24 protein-coding genes are annotated in these 16,920 nt (G+C 31.8%); all 24 read right to left on the bottom strand.

Annotation, left to right across the window (positions count from 1 at the left end):
• Nucleotide 1: 1 nt before the first annotated feature.
• The 24 genes from xseA to LN736_RS04015 all read right to left on the bottom strand — a co-directional run bounded on the left by xseA (nucleotide 2) and on the right by LN736_RS04015 (nucleotide 16,814).
• Nucleotides 2–1,198: an exodeoxyribonuclease VII large subunit gene (gene xseA / locus LN736_RS04130; protein ID WP_150356513.1), complete on the bottom strand. Its 1,197-nt coding sequence runs from the start codon at nucleotides 1,196–1,198 to the stop codon at nucleotides 2–4.
• 48 nt (nucleotides 1,199–1,246) lie between these two features.
• Nucleotides 1,247–1,708, bottom strand: a complete 462-nt coding sequence (nusB, locus tag LN736_RS04125; protein ID WP_150356514.1) for a transcription antitermination factor NusB — start codon at nucleotides 1,706–1,708, stop codon at nucleotides 1,247–1,249.
• A 138-nt stretch (nucleotides 1,709–1,846) separates the two neighbouring features.
• The gene (locus tag LN736_RS04120; RefSeq protein WP_150356515.1) at nucleotides 1,847–2,239 is read right to left on the bottom strand and encodes an Asp23/Gls24 family envelope stress response protein; all 393 of its coding nucleotides are present in this window, start codon (nucleotides 2,237–2,239) and stop codon (nucleotides 1,847–1,849) included.
• Nucleotides 2,240–2,347: 108 nt separating this feature from the next.
• Entirely contained in the window at nucleotides 2,348–2,878 is a 531-nt protein-coding gene (locus tag LN736_RS04115) for a SpoIIIAH-like family protein (protein WP_150356516.1), read from the bottom strand.
• Between the two features lie 59 nt (nucleotides 2,879–2,937).
• A complete protein-coding gene (spoIIIAG, locus tag LN736_RS04110; protein WP_150356517.1) occupies nucleotides 2,938–3,591 on the bottom strand; it encodes a stage III sporulation protein AG in 654 nt (217 codons plus the stop codon).
• Nucleotides 3,592–3,605: 14 nt separating this feature from the next.
• Nucleotides 3,606–4,202 carry a stage III sporulation protein AF gene (gene spoIIIAF, locus LN736_RS04105; RefSeq protein ID WP_150356518.1) on the bottom strand — a complete coding sequence of 199 codons (597 nt, stop codon included), beginning with the start codon at nucleotides 4,200–4,202 and terminating at the stop codon, nucleotides 3,606–3,608.
• Between the two features lie 16 nt (nucleotides 4,203–4,218).
• Nucleotides 4,219–5,439, bottom strand: coding sequence for a stage III sporulation protein AE (gene spoIIIAE, locus LN736_RS04100; RefSeq protein WP_179977187.1), 1,221 nt, complete (start codon nucleotides 5,437–5,439; stop codon nucleotides 4,219–4,221).
• An 8-nt stretch (nucleotides 5,440–5,447) separates the two neighbouring features.
• Nucleotides 5,448–5,831: a stage III sporulation protein AD gene (gene spoIIIAD / locus LN736_RS04095; protein ID WP_150356520.1), complete on the bottom strand. Its 384-nt coding sequence runs from the start codon at nucleotides 5,829–5,831 to the stop codon at nucleotides 5,448–5,450.
• A gap of 9 nt (nucleotides 5,832–5,840) precedes the next feature.
• On the bottom strand, nucleotides 5,841–6,038 hold the full coding sequence (gene spoIIIAC, locus LN736_RS04090) for a stage III sporulation protein AC (protein ID WP_150356521.1): 198 nt from the start codon (nucleotides 6,036–6,038) through the stop codon (nucleotides 5,841–5,843).
• A gap of 60 nt (nucleotides 6,039–6,098) precedes the next feature.
• Nucleotides 6,099–6,617 (bottom strand): stage III sporulation protein SpoIIIAB, encoded by a 519-nt coding sequence (gene spoIIIAB / locus LN736_RS04085; protein WP_150356522.1) that lies wholly within the window; start codon nucleotides 6,615–6,617, stop codon nucleotides 6,099–6,101.
• A gap of 1 nt (nucleotide 6,618) precedes the next feature.
• A complete protein-coding gene (gene spoIIIAA / locus LN736_RS04080) occupies nucleotides 6,619–7,536 on the bottom strand; it encodes a stage III sporulation protein AA (protein ID WP_179978271.1) in 918 nt (305 codons plus the stop codon).
• Nucleotides 7,537–7,665: 129 nt separating this feature from the next.
• Entirely contained in the window at nucleotides 7,666–8,070 is a 405-nt protein-coding gene (locus LN736_RS04075) for a CD1247 N-terminal domain-containing protein (protein WP_150356524.1), read from the bottom strand.
• A gap of 39 nt (nucleotides 8,071–8,109) precedes the next feature.
• Complete coding sequence (gene efp, locus LN736_RS04070) at nucleotides 8,110–8,667, bottom strand: elongation factor P (protein WP_150356525.1); 558 nt, start codon at nucleotides 8,665–8,667, stop codon at nucleotides 8,110–8,112.
• 313 nt (nucleotides 8,668–8,980) lie between these two features.
• Nucleotides 8,981–10,057: a M24 family metallopeptidase gene (locus LN736_RS04065; protein ID WP_150356526.1), complete on the bottom strand. Its 1,077-nt coding sequence runs from the start codon at nucleotides 10,055–10,057 to the stop codon at nucleotides 8,981–8,983.
• A gap of 120 nt (nucleotides 10,058–10,177) precedes the next feature.
• Nucleotides 10,178–10,591 (bottom strand): hypothetical protein, encoded by a 414-nt coding sequence (locus LN736_RS04060; protein WP_150356527.1) that lies wholly within the window; start codon nucleotides 10,589–10,591, stop codon nucleotides 10,178–10,180.
• A gap of 17 nt (nucleotides 10,592–10,608) precedes the next feature.
• Entirely contained in the window at nucleotides 10,609–11,049 is a 441-nt protein-coding gene (locus LN736_RS04055; protein WP_150356528.1) for a hypothetical protein, read from the bottom strand.
• An 85-nt stretch (nucleotides 11,050–11,134) separates the two neighbouring features.
• Entirely contained in the window at nucleotides 11,135–11,866 is a 732-nt protein-coding gene (locus LN736_RS04050; RefSeq protein ID WP_150356529.1) for a hypothetical protein, read from the bottom strand.
• 1 nt (nucleotide 11,867) lies between these two features.
• Complete coding sequence (locus tag LN736_RS04045) at nucleotides 11,868–12,266, bottom strand: hypothetical protein (protein WP_229980933.1); 399 nt, start codon at nucleotides 12,264–12,266, stop codon at nucleotides 11,868–11,870.
• Between the two features lie 5 nt (nucleotides 12,267–12,271).
• Nucleotides 12,272–12,769: a type II secretion system protein gene (locus tag LN736_RS04040; RefSeq protein WP_229980917.1), complete on the bottom strand. Its 498-nt coding sequence runs from the start codon at nucleotides 12,767–12,769 to the stop codon at nucleotides 12,272–12,274.
• Nucleotides 12,738–13,208 carry a type IV pilus modification PilV family protein gene (locus LN736_RS04035; RefSeq protein ID WP_229980915.1) on the bottom strand — a complete coding sequence of 157 codons (471 nt, stop codon included), beginning with the start codon at nucleotides 13,206–13,208 and terminating at the stop codon, nucleotides 12,738–12,740. The genes LN736_RS04040 and LN736_RS04035 overlap by 32 nt, the downstream gene beginning before the upstream one ends.
• Nucleotides 13,208–13,678, bottom strand: coding sequence for a type II secretion system protein (locus LN736_RS04030; protein WP_229980913.1), 471 nt, complete (start codon nucleotides 13,676–13,678; stop codon nucleotides 13,208–13,210). The genes LN736_RS04035 and LN736_RS04030 overlap by 1 nt, the downstream gene beginning before the upstream one ends.
• The gene (locus LN736_RS04025) at nucleotides 13,665–14,075 is read right to left on the bottom strand and encodes a type II secretion system protein (protein WP_150356533.1); all 411 of its coding nucleotides are present in this window, start codon (nucleotides 14,073–14,075) and stop codon (nucleotides 13,665–13,667) included. The genes LN736_RS04030 and LN736_RS04025 overlap by 14 nt, the downstream gene beginning before the upstream one ends.
• A 34-nt stretch (nucleotides 14,076–14,109) precedes the next feature.
• Entirely contained in the window at nucleotides 14,110–15,327 is a 1,218-nt protein-coding gene (locus LN736_RS04020; RefSeq protein ID WP_229980911.1) for a type II secretion system F family protein, read from the bottom strand.
• Nucleotides 15,318–16,814, bottom strand: a complete 1,497-nt coding sequence (locus tag LN736_RS04015; protein ID WP_229980909.1) for a GspE/PulE family protein — start codon at nucleotides 16,812–16,814, stop codon at nucleotides 15,318–15,320. The genes LN736_RS04020 and LN736_RS04015 overlap by 10 nt, the downstream gene beginning before the upstream one ends.
• Between the last annotated feature and the right edge of the window lie 106 nt (nucleotides 16,815–16,920).

Genomic DNA, 16,920 nt, shown 5'->3' with positions numbered 1-16,920 from the left:
TTTAGATGCGGTTAAATTTGAATTCACCATCTCCATCTTTCATTATGACTTTAACCCGCTTTTTTTTATTCAATTCCTCTATAGTATTTATTACATTATTATGTTCGTCTTCTATTATAGAATATCCTCTGTTTAATACATTTAACGGATTATGGGCTGAAAGCAGAGAATTTATTTTAGTGAGCTTCTCCTTTTCTTCATTAACCTTTGTATTCATCTTTAAATTCAACATTTGTTTAAACTTATCTATAGTTTCATATTGATTTATTATATAGACCATGGGATTATAGGATTCCAAACTTTTTTTCAACAGAAATAATCTATCTCTTTCACTGTTTACTCTGTTCCCGATATAATTAGAGATCACATTTTTATAATTTAACAGCCTCTGCAAGAATTCATCCATGTTAAATACTGCAATTTCAGCAGCAGCAGAGGGAGTTGGTGCCCTCCTATCCGATACAAAATCCGCTATAGTATAGTCAATCTCATGTCCGACTCCTGTTATTATAGGCTTCTTCGAATTATATATGGCTTCTGCCAGCTTCTCGTCATTAAAACACCAAAGTTCTTCTATAGAGCCTCCTCCTCTAGCTATAATTATAAGCTCCACATCCTCTATAGAATTCAATTTATAAATACCCCTTATTATATCTTCACTGGCATTTACTCCCTGTACCAATGCTGGATAAATTAAAATCTTCACTTTATCATTTCTTCTTTTAGTAACATTTATTATATCCCTTATAGCCGCTCCAGTAGGCGAAGTAATAACACCTATTTTTGAAGCGCAAGCTGGTATTTTCTTTTTATGTCTTTCATCAAATAGACCCTTTTTATCCAACTCAGCTTTCAACTTTTCAAAAGCCATGTACAATTCTCCTATGCCATCCGGTTTCATTTCACTGCAATAAAGCTGATATACTCCTTCTTTTTCGTAAACAGATATTCTCCCTTTAGCTACAACTTTCATGCCATCTTCAGGCAGGAAATTCAATTTGCTGGCTGAATCTCTAAACATAACACAATTTATTCTACTGTATTCATCCTTTAAAGAAAAATACATATGTCCGCTGCTGTGAAGTTTAAAGTTGGAAATTTCTCCTTTAATAGAACAATTGGCAAGTATAAAATCACTGTCAAATGCCTTCTTTATGTATCTATTAATATCAGACACCGTCAACGTCTTAATGTACATAGCACTTATCCTCTCAATATCTTATTCTTACACATTTTTATCCAATTATCATTTTTCCCTTATCATATTTCCAAGCACGCCATTTATAAAAGATGCAGATTTATCTGAAGAATATTTTTTAGCCAGTTCTATAGCCTCGTTTATGGACACCTTCTCTGGTATGCTATTTTCATATAAAAATTCATAAGTACAAATTCTCAAAATTGCCACATCAACTTTAGATAATCTGTCCAATTTCCATTTTCTCAAATACTTTTCAATCTCTTTGTCAATAGTATTCTTGTTCTCCTCTATACCCTTTAGAACTCTTATTATATACTGTGTGTCCAAATCTTTTAAATCACTGATTTTTTCTCCATAGAATTCTTCCTGATTATACTCTGCTGAATTTTTCTCTTCTCCCACGGCATTTTCCTTTAAACTCATTATGATATTACTGGATTTTTCTTTATTTATAGTCATTTGAAATAATAATTTCATAGTCAATTCCCTGGATTTCTTTCTATTCATTTTTTCCTCCTACTTAAATGTAGCCTATAAAAATAATTATTGTCATTTCAGATACAATTATACTTAAACTAATATACTAGTTCAAGTTTATTTGTATAAAAATAGTGCACCCTTAAATCAGCGGGTGCACTACCTATTTCACTCTTCTACATCATCATTACTTTCTTCCGTTTTGGGAATCATAACATTTTGTACATGTATGTTTATAGCCGAAACATCAAGGCCCGTCATAGATTCAACTGCCCTTTTTACATTTTCTTGAACTTTCAAAGCTACATCTGGAATTCTAACTCCATATTCCACTACCACATATAAATCTATAGCTGCACTGTTTTCGCCTACATTTACTTTAACACCTTTAGATAAATTTTTTTTACCCGACAGTATTTGAGTAATTCCTCCCACAAGGCTGGCACTCATTCCAACTATCCCATCTATCTCAGTAGTAGCAAGGCCCGCAATCACACCTACAACTTCATCAGATATTTTTACAATACCCATATCTATTTCATTATTCGTATTTTCTTCCATTGTTGCACCTCCTAGATTTTCACATCATCGAAAGACCCACGTTATATATATTATAGCAAAGGAATATTTTTTTTACAATTACTTATTTTATGTAATACTCTACGTCCTTTAACCCTGTTTAACTTCTATTTCCACATCTTGAATCTTAGACACACTCATGACTACATCTTTTATCACTCTTGTATCCTTATCTGACAATTTATTCTTTCCCTTAACTATTACTCTGACTTTGTTATCTTCTATAGAACATATCACATCTTCATATCCCTTGCTCTTTAGAATATTTTCTATTTTCATCTCATAATTCGTATTCATTGCCAATTCAGTATACTTTTTCTCTGCATCTGCACGGTTTTCCTTGGATGCATTAGTATCATCTATGAGACTTTTTAAAGTCTGAAGAGTTTCAGCATTTTTTTGATCTCTGGTAAGTCTTGTTTCCTCAAAAAACTGGGACTTAGACTGAGTTTGTGTTGTATTCTTAGTATTGTTGTTGTTAAGAGATATGGTACTTTTGCCGCTTTCATTGTCTACTCCATTTACATAATTTATAGGACTATTTAATTTTGTAGCAACAACTCCAACACAGATAATCAATGCTAAAAGAGTCACAATAATAACAGCTTGTTTTTTATTCATTTTCAATTCCCCCCATCTACCTTCTAAAAAAATTATATGCACAAAGATATATTTATATACTATTTTTTCATAGGATATACATTCACCTTATCCTGGGATATTCCAAATAAATCAGTAACAGCTTTGGATATTCTAAGTTCAGTTACCTTGTCTTCAGCTCCTTCAGCCACAACGCATACCCCCATTACTTTTGGATTATAAGTTTTAAGTATAAGAGGTTCTGACTTGCTGCCATCATTTGTGGTTACTACTGTACTGCCGTTATTTTTTTGAGTGGTATTTCTCGTTCCACCTGAATTGTCTTTTTCCTCTGTAGTATTGGTTGAGTCATTTATATTAACTGCCGGCACATTTTCCTCTCCACTTTCAAAACTTACCATAACTTCTACCTTCCCCACACCATCTATCTGCTCCAGTGTATTTTTCAGATTATCCTGTATAGATTTTTCATAATTATCAGAACCATTTTGGGAGGCTTCACTTTGACTTTGGTTTTGATTTCCCCCATTGCTTTGTCCGTTATCACCGTTTATATTGCTGCTAGAAGTGCTGCTGGAGGTGTTCTTACCGTAATCGCTAAAAAGGCTGACAGCAGCAATTATAAGCACTCCCATAAGAAACACTATGGCTAAATTTATAATATTCTTCTTGTCAGTATGGATTTTGTGATTATTGTCTTTGGTAATTTTGTTTAACCATTTTTTTAAATTCATAGATTTACCTCCTACTAAGAATTTACGTGTATAATATCCTTAGATACACTTAATTCCTGGCTTAAATAAGTTTTTATCTCTGAAGCCTTTTGACTATTTTCAGAATTCAAATTATCTACAGATGCAGTTTCACCACCTATCTCAACCTTTTTTATTTTTTCTACATTGCCATTTTTAATTTTTACATTTATATTTTTTATATATACCATATTATTTTTCTCATCATACCCTGCTCCCACTTTAATTTCATATTTTCCCTCCGGATATTTTTCTTCAAGATTTTTCTCACAGCTGTTCTGCAAGTTTGCCTCAAAGGTTTCTATAGTCTCTGATATATTTTCCTGCTTATACTTGTCAAATTCACTGGAAGATTCTTTAGTCCCAAAATCTTTATTAAAGTCCTCCACGGCTTTTTCAGTATAGCTGTTTATATTAAAATCCCTATTGAATACTTTTATTATGGGATTGATAAATACTGTAATAAGAATCAGTCCCAGTACAAATTTACAATATTTCTTCATACTGTTATCCGGGAGAATCATCTCCACTGCTATTATAAAAAATACAGCAGTACATACACTTATCAGCCATTCTCTTAAAGATTGAAGCACGCATCTCCACCTTCCTTCACATCATAACCTTTCCCGCCGATGCCAGCATGGCTATCATTATAAAAAACATCACAGACACACATATTAAACAGGCCATTACAAGAATAAGAGAATCTCCTGCAGAATTTATACAATTTACCAGTCTTCCGTCACTTATGGGTTCTATAAGAGCTGCAGTGATCTTATACAAAACTATCATAATAATCAATTTAATTATAGGAAAAAGTAATATGATAATGATGATCAAAAGCCCTAGACTGCTCAGTGCATTTTTCAGCAAAAAGGAATATCCTGCTACAGTGGCCACTGCATCTGAAAGGCTTTTACCAACTACTGGTACAAAATTGTCCACTGCAAATTTAGCCGTTTTTACAGTAACCTCATCGATGCTCTTTGAAGTTATGCCCCTTACAGTCACAATACCTATAAATACGGTCATTATAATCCCCTGAGCCCACAGTGCACATTGATTTAAAAGTTTAGTAAGCTTATCTATCTTATATTCCGAAGATAAATTGTTCACAAACTGAAGTACAAAAGACATAGATATTATCGGTATTATAATATCCATAAACAAATTTGCACTTATGTTAATAGCGCCTATTATAATTGGATCCATAATAGAAGCTTCCACAAATCCACCTACGGCCGCTATTAGAGTTATAAGTATTGGTATAAGTGCTACCATAAAATCTGTCATTTCCTTTATGGTGGATCTGGCGATATCCACCCCTATATAAAAACTCTTTGCCATTATTATTATAATAAGTGAATAACAGGCAAAGTAAGCTATATTGGATAATCCCTCACCGCTAAAGGCTCTCTGTAGATTTGTGAGCAGTGCACATATGAGTGCAATGACTATCAAAAGCACCAAAAGTTTTATACATGCTGACATTTCCCTAAGTCCATAGGATATCAGTATATTCATGATTTTTTTAAGTGATATTTTCCCATCTCCACTTTTTATAAAATTCTTCACATAATCTTTTGCATCCAGATCTTTTAAAACTTCATTTTTTGTTTTCATATTGGATATATAGTTATAAAAATTTTCAATTTGCTGTTCTTGAGCTTCACTTTCCTTATTTCCCGTTCCATTTTGAGATGTATTCTCCAGTTGGGCATTATCCTGTATATTGGTGTTCACTGTATTGGTGTCAAAAGCTTGTACATTAAAGCCCATTATTAAACTTAAAAATAAACCTACAAGTAAACTCACTATAACATTCTTCATATTAACACCTACATAATTTTTAAAATTGACTGTAACACAGCCATAAGTATAGGAATTGCAAGTACTAAAATTAAAATCTTACCTGCAAATTCAACCTTTGCTCCTAAATTTCCCTGTCCAGCATCTCTACATATTTCACTGCAAAAAGAAGCCAGATACGCAATGGCAAGTATTTTAAATACAGTAGTTAAATAAACAAAATCTATATTTGCCTTAACTGCCAACTGCTGGATAAATTGAAGTATGGCTGTTATCTTTGTTATCATAAATAAAAATATAATAACTCCGGCAACTATACTTATGTATACTGCTATATCATCTCTTTTTCCCTTAAACAGAAGAGTTATAAACAAGGCAATAAAGGCAAAAGCTACTATTTTAATTATCTCCATAATCTTCTCCTAAAGCTGAAACATAGTCCTGACGGCATTAAACAATTTACTCACCAAATCTATCACCATCATAAGTACAATTAAAATTCCAGTAAGATTTGTCAACACTGCATAATCACCTTTGCCGCTGGCCTCTAACACTTTATTTATAAGTATGACAATTATGCCCACTCCAGCTATTTTAAAAATTAAACTTATGTCCATCATTTGATTTTCTCCCCTTTTTCATTTCTTATGGAATTTATCTAAATACACACATATTGCCACTCAGACTGAAATTATCACTATCACAGCTCCCAGTGAAAACCCAAGACACCTATACATCTTTAAATTTTTATTCATTGCAATTTTTGAAACTTCAATTTGATTTTTTATGTTGTCCAAAGTCAGTGAGAACATTCTTTTTTGTCCCTCTATATCTGATTCTCCAAGTGTTTTTGATAAATCCAATATTGCAGATATATCTTCATTTTTCAAACTTAAAATTTCTCTTTTATCACTAAATGCACATTTAAAAGCCTCATATACATTGTCAACGGAATTACTGTAAAGCATAGATGATATATCTTTAAAAACATCTTTAATGGGATCAATACTTTTTAACGCTGTATTTAAAATGGCATCCGGCAGCGGAGTATGCGTATACATGATTTCATTTTGAAGCTGATGAATACATCTCTGCATTTCTTTTAATTGTTCCACCCTTTTTTTGAAAATTCCTCCGTAAGTAAATCCTATTCCAGTGGAAGCAAATATTATCATAATATACCCCAAAATCTTCAGCATTTCATCCCCTCCATATTACAGAACTATTTGTAAAATCATACACATATTCAACTGTACCGGAACCTTTTCTGCTGCTCAATACTATGGCCCTTTTAAATATTTTATTATCCACTATTTCCTTAAAAACCGGCCTTCCGTACAGATCTTCTATTCCATAACCATGAATAGTTACAATCAAGCTTATTCCAGAATTCAATGCTGTTAGAATACTTTCCATATCCTTATAAGTTCCAATTTCATCACAAACTATGACGTCCGGTGACATGCTTCTAATAGCCATAATTATGCCCTGACTCTTGGGGCATCCATCAAGTACATCAGTTCTAATTCCCAGATTCATCTGCGGAATCCCATTAAAACAAGCCCCTATTTCACTTCTCTCATCTATTACACATATTTTTTTACCCGTAAGGCCTATATTCTGCATACCTCCAGATATATTTCTCACAATGTCTCTTATAAGAGTGGTTTTTCCACCCTTAGGAGGTGAAATTATTATAGTATTTATTATCTCATCTTCTCTTGTCAAAAACTTCATAATGGAATCAGAACAGTTGACAATTTCCCTACATATTCTGATGTTTATAGATGCTATATCTTTTATGGTCTTAACTTCACCTTTTTCAATAATACATCTCCCACATATACCCACTCTGTGACCGCCTTTGATAGTTATATAACCCTGCTTAATTTCTTCCTCAAAGGCATATATAGAATAATTGCTCATTCTCTGAATTATTATTTTTAGATCTTCCATCCTGGGTATATATCCACACACAACCTCTTTCAATCCTAATTGGAGTATTAAGGATCTATTGACCCTTATCCTTATTTCCTGTAAATAAGGGGACTTTATTAAATCTCCAATAGCAGTCTTTAAATTTTCCGGTAAAATGTTTAATATCTCCTTAGTATATATCTTTCTCATCTCCTTTCTTTATATTAATTCCTATTTTCATTTTTAAAAAATTATTCCATATAAATAAAAATAAAATAAAAAATCCTGTTAAAGTATGTAACCTTAACAGGATCTTTTATTATACGTAATTTAATTTTTACTATCATCACTAACACTGTTATCCCCAATAGGTATATTGTTATGACAATTGGGACAAGTTAAATTTTCCTTTTGTTTCAATATGTCTTTATCTATATACACAGTATCGTCACAATTTGGACATTTAACTTCTTCAAAATTTCCAACCATATCCCTATATGCCTCATAGTCTTCATCATACAGATCATCTTGTAAATATGCTAAGTTCTCATCTATGGCATCCATATAGTCTTCCGTATATTTTTGAGCCTCAGATAAATTTTCTATCTCTTCTGCCATACTCTCAAGTACATCTAAAATCTTCAAAAAAATTTTCCCTTCATTTGTACTTTTATCAATTTTTAGCCCATCCATCAGCCCGCTAATATAAGATACTTTAGATTTAATGGATTCCATGACATCACTTCCTAAATATTATTTATTTATTAGTATTTACTAAACTCTCTCCATATATTCTCCAGTCCTTGTATCAATTCTTATAGTTTCACCTTCATTTACAAATATAGGTACGGACACAACTGCCCCCGTTTCCACAGTAGCTGGTTTTAAAACATTAGTAGCAGTATTTCCCTTAACTCCCGGTTCAGTATGAGTTACTTGCAACTCAACAAAATTCGGAGCTTCTACAGAAAATGCCTCCCCTTTATAAAACTTTATTATGGCAAACATGTTCTCTTTTAAAAACTTTATTGCATCCTCTACCTTTTCATATTCCAATGGAATTTGTTCAAAAGTTTCCTGATCCATAAAATAATACAATTGACCATCCGAATATAAATACTGCATTTCTTTCCTTTCTATAACTGCCTCTTGCAATTTTGCAGTAGGATTAAAAGTAGTTTCAGTAACTGCTCCCGTGATAACATTTCTTAATTTTGTTCTTACAAATGCTGCTCCTTTACCCGGTTTCACATGGAGAAAATCCACTACTGTATACACTTGTCCATCTTGTTCAAAAGTAGTTCCTTTTCTTAAATCTCCTGCTGATATCATTTTCTGCCTACCGTCTTATATAAGCTCTAATTCAAGCTTATTTTCCCATTCATAGTGCCCGAAATCTAGCTGTTACAGCTATCCTACGTCAGGTCTCACACTCCAGGGACGTAAATTCGGATGTAAAATCCACCCTACAACTTCAATTACCTCTAAAATTAGTATTTGAAATAACGGCTTAACCCCTTTCTCATTCTTATTCGACCTGTTTTAATCCTAATTCAATTTTTTATAAACTCTTTATAAATCTATCTATTATCCATTTAACATTATATATCATTAAATACTATTTAACCATAGTAATATTGCTGACTTAATCTATGCATATTAAATTTTTAGGCGACTTTGACAAAACCCTACCACCATCTTCAGTTACTACAAGCAAATCTTCTATTCTAACTCCACCAAAACCCGGTATGTATATCCCAGGTTCATCGCTGACCACCATACCTGATTCCAATTTTCTATTATTTTTATAGCCAATTATAGGTGCCTCGTGAATTTCTCTGCCTACTCCATGACCCAGGCTGTGGCCAAAATTCTTCCCGTATCCTTTTCCACTTATATAATTTCTTGCAACGGCATCCACCTCCACTGCTGGAATGCCAGGCTTATACTCTTTTAAGGCCAATTGTTCAGCCTCTAAAACTATATTATATATTTTAAGCATTTCCCTTGAAGGTTCACCTATCACAACTGTTCTTGTCATATCAGAACAGTACTCCTTATAAATGCAGCCAAAATCCAGAGTTAAAAACTCTCCTCTTTTTATCACTTTTTCAGTAGCTTCACCATGAGGAAGACTGGATCTCACTCCGGAGGCCACTATAGATGGAAATGAAAGAGCACTGGCTCCTAACTTTTTCATATGAAATTCCAATTCAAGTCCTATTTCTCTCTCTGTCATGCCTGATTTTATAAAATTTACCATATGTGCAAAGGCCTTATCTGCAATAGCAGCAGCCCCTTCCATTAACTTTATTTCATCATCATCTTTTACTATTCTTATTTCTTCTACAATTCCCTCCATAGGAACAAGCTGACAATTCAATTTACTGTTAAAAACCACATATTGGCTGTAGGAAACTATGTTTTCCTCAAACCCAAGCCTTTTAATATTATTTTTATCTATTAAGTCTGATAAAAAATCTACAAAGGACATACCTTTACTATATTCTAAAATTTTATAATCTTTTACCTGTTCTGAAGCCTGTTCTGTAAACCTCGAATCCGTTATAAAGAATGCCTCTTCCTGTGTTATGAGTGAAAAACTTTCATTGCCCGTAAATCCACTTAAATAATTTCTATTTGGATCTCCCATCAACAAAACTGAATCCAATTTTTTTTTACCCATAGCTTCTCTTAATTTCGCAATCCTCTTTTTAAACATTGCAATTCCTCCTATAATAAGGCAGCATCAATTCATAAATAATCACATTTATTCCATTGTTACACTCAAACAATGTTATTTTATCAAAATTTGTGATTATTTGCAAACTTAAATGCCTATTCAGGGTACAAAATTAATATCTGTCCTTGCTTTTAAATTTTCATATCTGTCCTGTTCCATTGTAATATTATCCATACTATAAAAATTTTCTTTTTGACTTATTTTTTTGAAAGCATCCACAACTTTAGTTTTATCACCTGTTATTTCAACATTTACAGTTATTTTTCCCTCACTACTTCTTGAAAAATTTAATATTTGCACCCCCTCTATACCATTTAATTTCTGTAAAACATCACTGTAACTTATTCCACTCGTCTTCTTCAAATTCTTCTTTAAATTATTCTCTTGTAATTGAAGAACTCCGTTTTTTTCATTTAAATCTTTAATAAGAGCATAATTCTTTGATAAAAAAAACACACAGCTGCAGATCAGAGCTAATATGGTAAATCTAAATATATTATTTGCCATTTTCATTATTATCATTCCACCTATTATTTTAATCTTAAATTAATCTGCCAGATTTTCTTTTCCCCGTCCGTAATCTCTAAACATTTTAAATCTTTTATTATAAATTTATTTGTGTTCTCTATATTTTTGATCAGTGAAAGACAATTTTCCTCACCTTCTACATTGAAATTTATATCTTTATTTTGAATACTTATATCTTTAAAAGTTTTTCCCTTCCATATGTATTCGTAAAAATTTAAAAAACATTCAAATGTACCGCTTTTATAATGTACAGAACTTTTTCTGGATACTGAATTCTTTAATTCACCATCCAAATTGGTCAGTTTATTTTTATTTACTATAAACATATTTACAAGCAGCAAATTTATTATCAAGAGCAATACAACCGTAAATTTAAGTTTTTTGCCTTTTTCCGCTTTTACTCTTTCTTTATACCACTGAGGTAAAAAATATAATCCCTTCACATTAACTACCTCTCACTTAAATATTTTAAATACCTATTTTTTTCTATTATTAATGTCAAATGAGAAAACATACAAACCTTAAATATCACTTTACAATGAATTTTCCAAAATCTTTACATATATACTGTTTAGATACTTCTTCTATTGTATCTTTATAGGGAAAACCCACAAAATATATATATGTAAATTTAAAATCAGTCATCAAAATACTCAGCTTCATTTGAAATTGTTCTAGAATATCAAAAAAGTCATCCTTTTTTATATTTTTAAACACATTGTTAAATATCATTTTACATTTATGACATGCTATAAAATATAAAACCTCATTTCTCATTAATACAAATATATAATTTTCACTTTTTATTTTATCTTTATAATTTTCCCAAATATAAAATTGAATTGGCACTATGCCGGCAATATGGAATCCGGCGTTATGACATTCTTCTATCACTTTCCCGTTACGGTAATTCATACAGAACACCATTACCTCCAGGTTATATTTACAGCGCCTGATTATATCATAGGAAAACATTATATCATCGGTTTTTTTAAATTTATTTTTAAGTTCTTCCCTTATAATTTTAAAGATATTTGTTCTGCTTACTCTGGGTAATTTCATGAGCATCACATATACTTCTTCTCCATGAGCTAAAATAACTAGATTTCTATTCTTTAAATTTACTTTAATGCCCTTTATGGAAACAATATTCTTATTAATTACTCTACTATTAAATAGATTGAATATAAAATTTTTATTTGGGACTTCTCTATACACCATATCTGTATCATTTACTTCTAGAAATACCTTTCTATGCATTTTACTTACACTCCCTGCTGAAGGAATAATCTACACAACTGCATACAAATCTCCCTTCTCTAAGCTCGTATTCATAAATCTCTTCTTTATAAAATTTTCCATTAAATATGTATTCTGCTTTAAAGCAATCTATATTCTCATCATAATATATATAGCATTCTTCAAAATATATCTTGATATTATCTAAAGAGCACCTACTCCCTTTTAAATTGTTTTCTTTACAAGATACATTTTCAACTATATACCTATTTAACCTAGTTAAAAGATATTCTCTAGGTTTTTCAATTATGTCCAACTCGAGGCATTTTTTATAATCCTTCAAATTATTCGATCTAATGTTCATCTCCATACTGTAGCATCCAAGGGAAATAAAAATACATATACATCCTATAAGAACCACATATATCAATATAAACCCTCTTTCAGCTTTTTTCTTTCTATTCCAAAACATCTTTTATAAGAACTACCTTTCCCCATATCTATAGATATGTAAAAAATTCTTCCATACTTCTCCACCCTAAAATCCTCTATTCCTTTCAATATATTGTTTAAAGTAGAAGAATTGTTGGAACCATAGGAAATAACAATATAATTATCATTATGTTTTTTTATATAATCATACCCTCTATCGTCATATCTCCTCAATACAATCATATTATCTTTTATATCAATATATTTAGCACTCTCTACTTGATGTTCTATTATCATAAATGCTTCATTGACATAAAACAGCTCCCTGCTATAATTGACTTCCTCCCTGTGAAGTCTCATGTATTTTGATATGACCCTTATCTGTACTGTAGTTATAGATGCTGCCAGTGCTATAACTATAATCATCTCTATAATTGTAAAACCTTTTCTACACTTCGTTTTATCTTTTATAATTCCCCTTATAGAATTCACATTTATCCACCTTGATATTTCCATATATTTTTCTACAAAATTGTAAATTTATCTTTAACACCTCCCCTTCTGTTACATTTAAAATGATATAGGGCTCTTTTTCAGGCTTTACATCAGAAAATGAATTATAAACTTTTATTTTTTCCATATTTTCAACCTTTAGCTCATCACAGTTTAAATATACCCTGCCTTTTTCATATAAATTTAAAACATCTTCATAACTAAAATTATATTCAATATTATTTTTCACATATTCCATAATCAATGTACACCTGTTTACACCTTGATTATAATTCTTTACTTTGACAGCACTTACCTGTATACAGAGAGCTGCCATAAACAGCAGTGAAAAAACCACTATACTACACAGCACTTCTATTAAGGTAAATCCTTTCTTAACTGTTATTTTAGCTGTATTATTTTTTCCTATCTTCCACATCAGTACTTTATCTCCACATAAGCAGTGCCCACACACATAGTCAGGCAGTGAATTTTTTCTTTTCTATCCTTAAACTTTATACTACAGGCATCTTGAGTTATTCCCCGGTTATCTATTTTTATCCTGTTATCATCTCTTACCCCATTCAAAGTAAATCCCTCCGGCAATCTCATATTGAATATTTCATTTAAACCTACGTTAAAAGTTATGCATTCACTGTCTTGATCAAAATAGATATAACCTCCTTCTTTCTTATTATCTCTACAATAAGCCTTGGATTTGTTTATAAAATTTATAATATTATTGTCAGTTAAATCCACATCTATCTCGTTAGTAATTTTGCTGTAGAACCCCAAAGTGATCAAACTAAAGCTAAAAATTACAGAAAATAAACTCATAGTAAGGAGCAGTTCAATTAACGTAAAACCCCGTGATTTGGTTCCAGAAATCATAGTTTTAATTTTCATCATTAGGAAATATCTCAATGCCTTCTTTTCTCACTATGTAGGAATTATCTGCAGCGTCAATTTCCAAAGTATAGGTATCCTTGTCACTTTCATAATTTACAGTAATGTTCTGATCATCACTGCCCAGTTCAACACCGGTCTCTCCAGCGGAGGTAAGGGTGGATATACAGTTTTTTACATCTACCTCATCAAATTTTCCATCATTGTCTCCATAACTGGCCATAGCTGCCGTTTCTATTTGCTTAGCCGTATTAACAGCCTTTGTAATTTTAGCCTTATTTTGATAAGCAGAAAATTTAGGAACCAGAAACCCTAAAAGCACTAAAATTATGGCAACTACTAACATCAGTTCTATGAGGGTAAATCCTTTCTTTCTTCTATACCTGAATTTTCCTGTCATATTTCAACTACCTTCTTTCAATCTTATTTATAAATTACAATGTAGACTCCATTATAGTAAAGATAGGCATAAGTGCTGATATAACAAATATTCCTACTAACAGCGACAAAAATATTATTATAATAGGCTCCACAATCCTGACCATCTTTTTCAAACACCTATCCAATTTATTCCCAAATAATTGCTCCAGCTTTAAAAACATAACATCTATATTTCCCGTATTTTCAGCAGTATTAATTAAAGATAAAAATAATTTATCATTTATTTTTGCCTTACTCATTGCTTCACATATACTTTCACCTCCTTCCACATACTTTATTGCCTTCTCCATTTTATTTGACATAATACCATGACCCGCCAATTCACTTGTGATTTTAAGAGCCGTAATTATATTTACCCCGGATTTTACGAGTATAGCCATGGAAGAACATATTTTAAAAATCATAAGATCACTGTAAATTTTATTGAAGTAAGGTATTCTAATTTTTATATTTTCTACTATATCAGCCACCCTGCAATTTTTTCTAAATCCATAGGATATTATCCCTATAAAAATCACTGATGCTAAAATTTGAATATAGTGCAGTCTGAGAAACTGACAACTGTACATTACTATTTTTGTTAGAACTGGTACTTCACTCCCATTAGAAATTATAATGTCAATAAATTGTGGTACTATATCAACCATCAGAAACAGCAGCACAAATATTGAAACTACCAGTGTTATTGCAGGGTATATGAGAGAAGTTTTCAGTGAAGATATTATGCTGTAACATTTTTCATAATATTCAGATAATTTTTTGAATATTTCATCCACTCTTCCAGATTCTTCACCTATTTTAACCATTTCCACCATAAATACAGGAAATACATATTTAAACTGAGCCATACTTTCATGCAGTTCTTTTCCTTTTACCACTTCTTCTTTTACAGCTTTCAAAGTCTGTTTTACGGAATTGTTACCACACTGCTTTTCTAAGTCATCAAGCGTCTTAGACACAGGTATTCCTGCCCCCAGCATAATGCTCATCTGGCTGCACAATACACTTATATCCATCATGCTGGATTTTTTTAAAAATACATTTCTGTAATTTTTTACACTGCTCTGGTTATATATATAATATTCTTCTTCTCTCAAAGAAGCTTTTAATTGAGCAAATTTATATCTTTCGCATTTACCTTTGATTTTTTTACCTTCCATATTTATTGCCCAGTACTTTATTATAATATCCACCGCCTTTACTACAGGCACATCCTGAGAAACTCTTCATATGTAGTAACACCTGATTTAACAAGTTCCATACAATTTTCCTTCATAGTAGCCCCTCTTGATTCCTCTATGCTGTTTTCAACATTCAATACACTGTTTTTTGAAAAACCTCTCATATAATCATTCACATATGAAATATCATATATCACTGTCCTGCCTTTGTATGCCTTATGGTTACACCTGTCACAGCCCTTTCCCTTGTATAAAACCTGTTCAGAGGATAGATTCAATTTCACAATTTCCTCTGGAGAAGCCTGGTATTCTGTTTTACAGTAAGGACATATTTTTCTGACCAACCTTTGGGATATTATGCCTACAAGCGCATCCCGTATAAAATATTCCGGTATTCCCATATCTTTAAGTCTTATCGCGGATTCAGCAGAGTTGTTCGTATGCAGTGTACTTATAACCAAATGTCCTGTCACGGCTGCCCTTATAGCCATATGTGCCGTCTCTTCATCTCTTATCTCTCCAAGCATTATGACATCCGGATCCTGACGCAAAATGCTCCTGAGTCCCCGGGCAAAGTCAAGCCCTATTTTTGAATTTACATTAACTTGATTTACATCGTCCAGGGTGTACTCTACAGGATCTTCTATACTCACTATATTTTTTTCTCTAGCATTTATATTGCTCACCATAGAATAAACTGTAGTAGTCTTGCCGCTTCCCGTTGGACCCGTCACTAAAATGAGACCTGAACTCCTGTTTAACATGTTTTTTATCTTTGTCTCATCTTCTTTTAAAAATCCAAGCATATTGAGATTTTTTATCTCAGTATCCCTATATAAAATTCTTAAAACCACTTTTTCCCCATATATAGTTGGAAGAGTAGACACTCTAATATCATAATTGAAATTTCCCTTAGTATATTTTATTTTTCCATCCTGTGGAAGTCTTTTTTCAGCTATATCCATCTGGGCCATTATTTTTATTCTTGTACATAAAAGTGGATATATATTTCTAGGTATTTTTATGTACTCATATATAATGCCATCCACTCTCATCCTTATAGTCACACTTTTTTGAAAGGGCTCTACGTGAAGATCACTGGCTCTCTCATCTATGGCTTTATTTATTATGTAATTAGCTGCCTTAACTACAGGGGAACTTTGAAATTTATGTATATCTGAAATGTTTTCTCCGATCATCTGTGAAGTATTTTTATTCATCTTTATGTCTTTCAATGCATGGTGTAAATTCTCCCTGCAATAATATGTATTTATCAAATCGTATATTTTTCTTCTGTCAGCTTTAACAAATCTCAATTCAACACCTAATATGAACTTTAGTTCCTCCACTAAATTAATATCTGGAGTTTTATCTGCAGCTATAATGATCTGTTCATCAGCCCGCTTCAATGCAATCACACAATTATCTCTGGCTATCTCTTCAGGTATCCTCTTCACTATATCTGGTTCCAATAAAATTTCATCAATGTTTACTTCTTTCATCTCTGTGGAAAACATATTATTTCTCTCTTTCTATTATATTTTAAAATACAAAGTACAAACTTCAAACAACATACAGTTCTAAACATATAATCAACAATATCGTATTCAACAATAATTTGTT

Origin of the sequence: Clostridium aromativorans (assembly GCF_020908015.1) — a bacterium.
Classification (GTDB): Bacteria; Bacillota; Clostridia; order Clostridiales; family Clostridiaceae; genus Clostridium_B; species Clostridium_B aromativorans.
The sequence above is the reverse complement of the archived record's forward strand: the minus strand, read 5'-3'. Positions and strand labels throughout refer to the sequence as shown.

Coding starts and splice junctions, on each gene's coding strand:
- LN736_RS04120 (WP_150356515.1), bottom strand. CDS start 2,239: ATGGAAGAAAATACGAATAATGAAATAGATATGGGTATTGTAAAAATA.
- spoIIIAE (WP_179977187.1), bottom strand. CDS start 5,439: ATGAAGAATGTTATAGTGAGTTTACTTGTAGGTTTATTTTTAAGTTTA.
- LN736_RS04060 (WP_150356527.1), bottom strand. CDS start 10,591: ATGAAAATGGCAAATAATATATTTAGATTTACCATATTAGCTCTGATC.
- spoIIIAD (WP_150356520.1), bottom strand. CDS start 5,831: ATGGAGATAATTAAAATAGTAGCTTTTGCCTTTATTGCCTTGTTTATA.
- LN736_RS04075 (WP_150356524.1), bottom strand. CDS start 8,070: ATGGAATCCATTAAATCTAAAGTATCTTATATTAGCGGGCTGATGGAT.
- LN736_RS04015 (WP_229980909.1), bottom strand. CDS start 16,814: ATGTTTTCCACAGAGATGAAAGAAGTAAACATTGATGAAATTTTATTG.
- LN736_RS04050 (WP_150356529.1), bottom strand. CDS start 11,866: ATGCATAGAAAGGTATTTCTAGAAGTAAATGATACAGATATGGTGTAT.
- spoIIIAG (WP_150356517.1), bottom strand. CDS start 3,591: ATGAATTTAAAAAAATGGTTAAACAAAATTACCAAAGACAATAATCAC.
- LN736_RS04065 (WP_150356526.1), bottom strand. CDS start 10,057: ATGTTTAAAAAGAGGATTGCGAAATTAAGAGAAGCTATGGGTAAAAAA.
- LN736_RS04115 (WP_150356516.1), bottom strand. CDS start 2,878: ATGAATAAAAAACAAGCTGTTATTATTGTGACTCTTTTAGCATTGATT.
- spoIIIAC (WP_150356521.1), bottom strand. CDS start 6,038: ATGATGGACATAAGTTTAATTTTTAAAATAGCTGGAGTGGGCATAATT.
- spoIIIAB (WP_150356522.1), bottom strand. CDS start 6,617: ATGCTGAAGATTTTGGGGTATATTATGATAATATTTGCTTCCACTGGA.
- efp (WP_150356525.1), bottom strand. CDS start 8,667: ATGATATCAGCAGGAGATTTAAGAAAAGGAACTACTTTTGAACAAGAT.
- nusB (WP_150356514.1), bottom strand. CDS start 1,708: ATGAATAGAAAGAAATCCAGGGAATTGACTATGAAATTATTATTTCAA.
- LN736_RS04035 (WP_229980915.1), bottom strand. CDS start 13,208: ATGTGGAAGATAGGAAAAAATAATACAGCTAAAATAACAGTTAAGAAA.
- xseA (WP_150356513.1), bottom strand. CDS start 1,198: ATGTACATTAAGACGTTGACGGTGTCTGATATTAATAGATACATAAAG.
- LN736_RS04025 (WP_150356533.1), bottom strand. CDS start 14,075: ATGACAGGAAAATTCAGGTATAGAAGAAAGAAAGGATTTACCCTCATA.
- LN736_RS04030 (WP_229980913.1), bottom strand. CDS start 13,678: ATGATGAAAATTAAAACTATGATTTCTGGAACCAAATCACGGGGTTTT.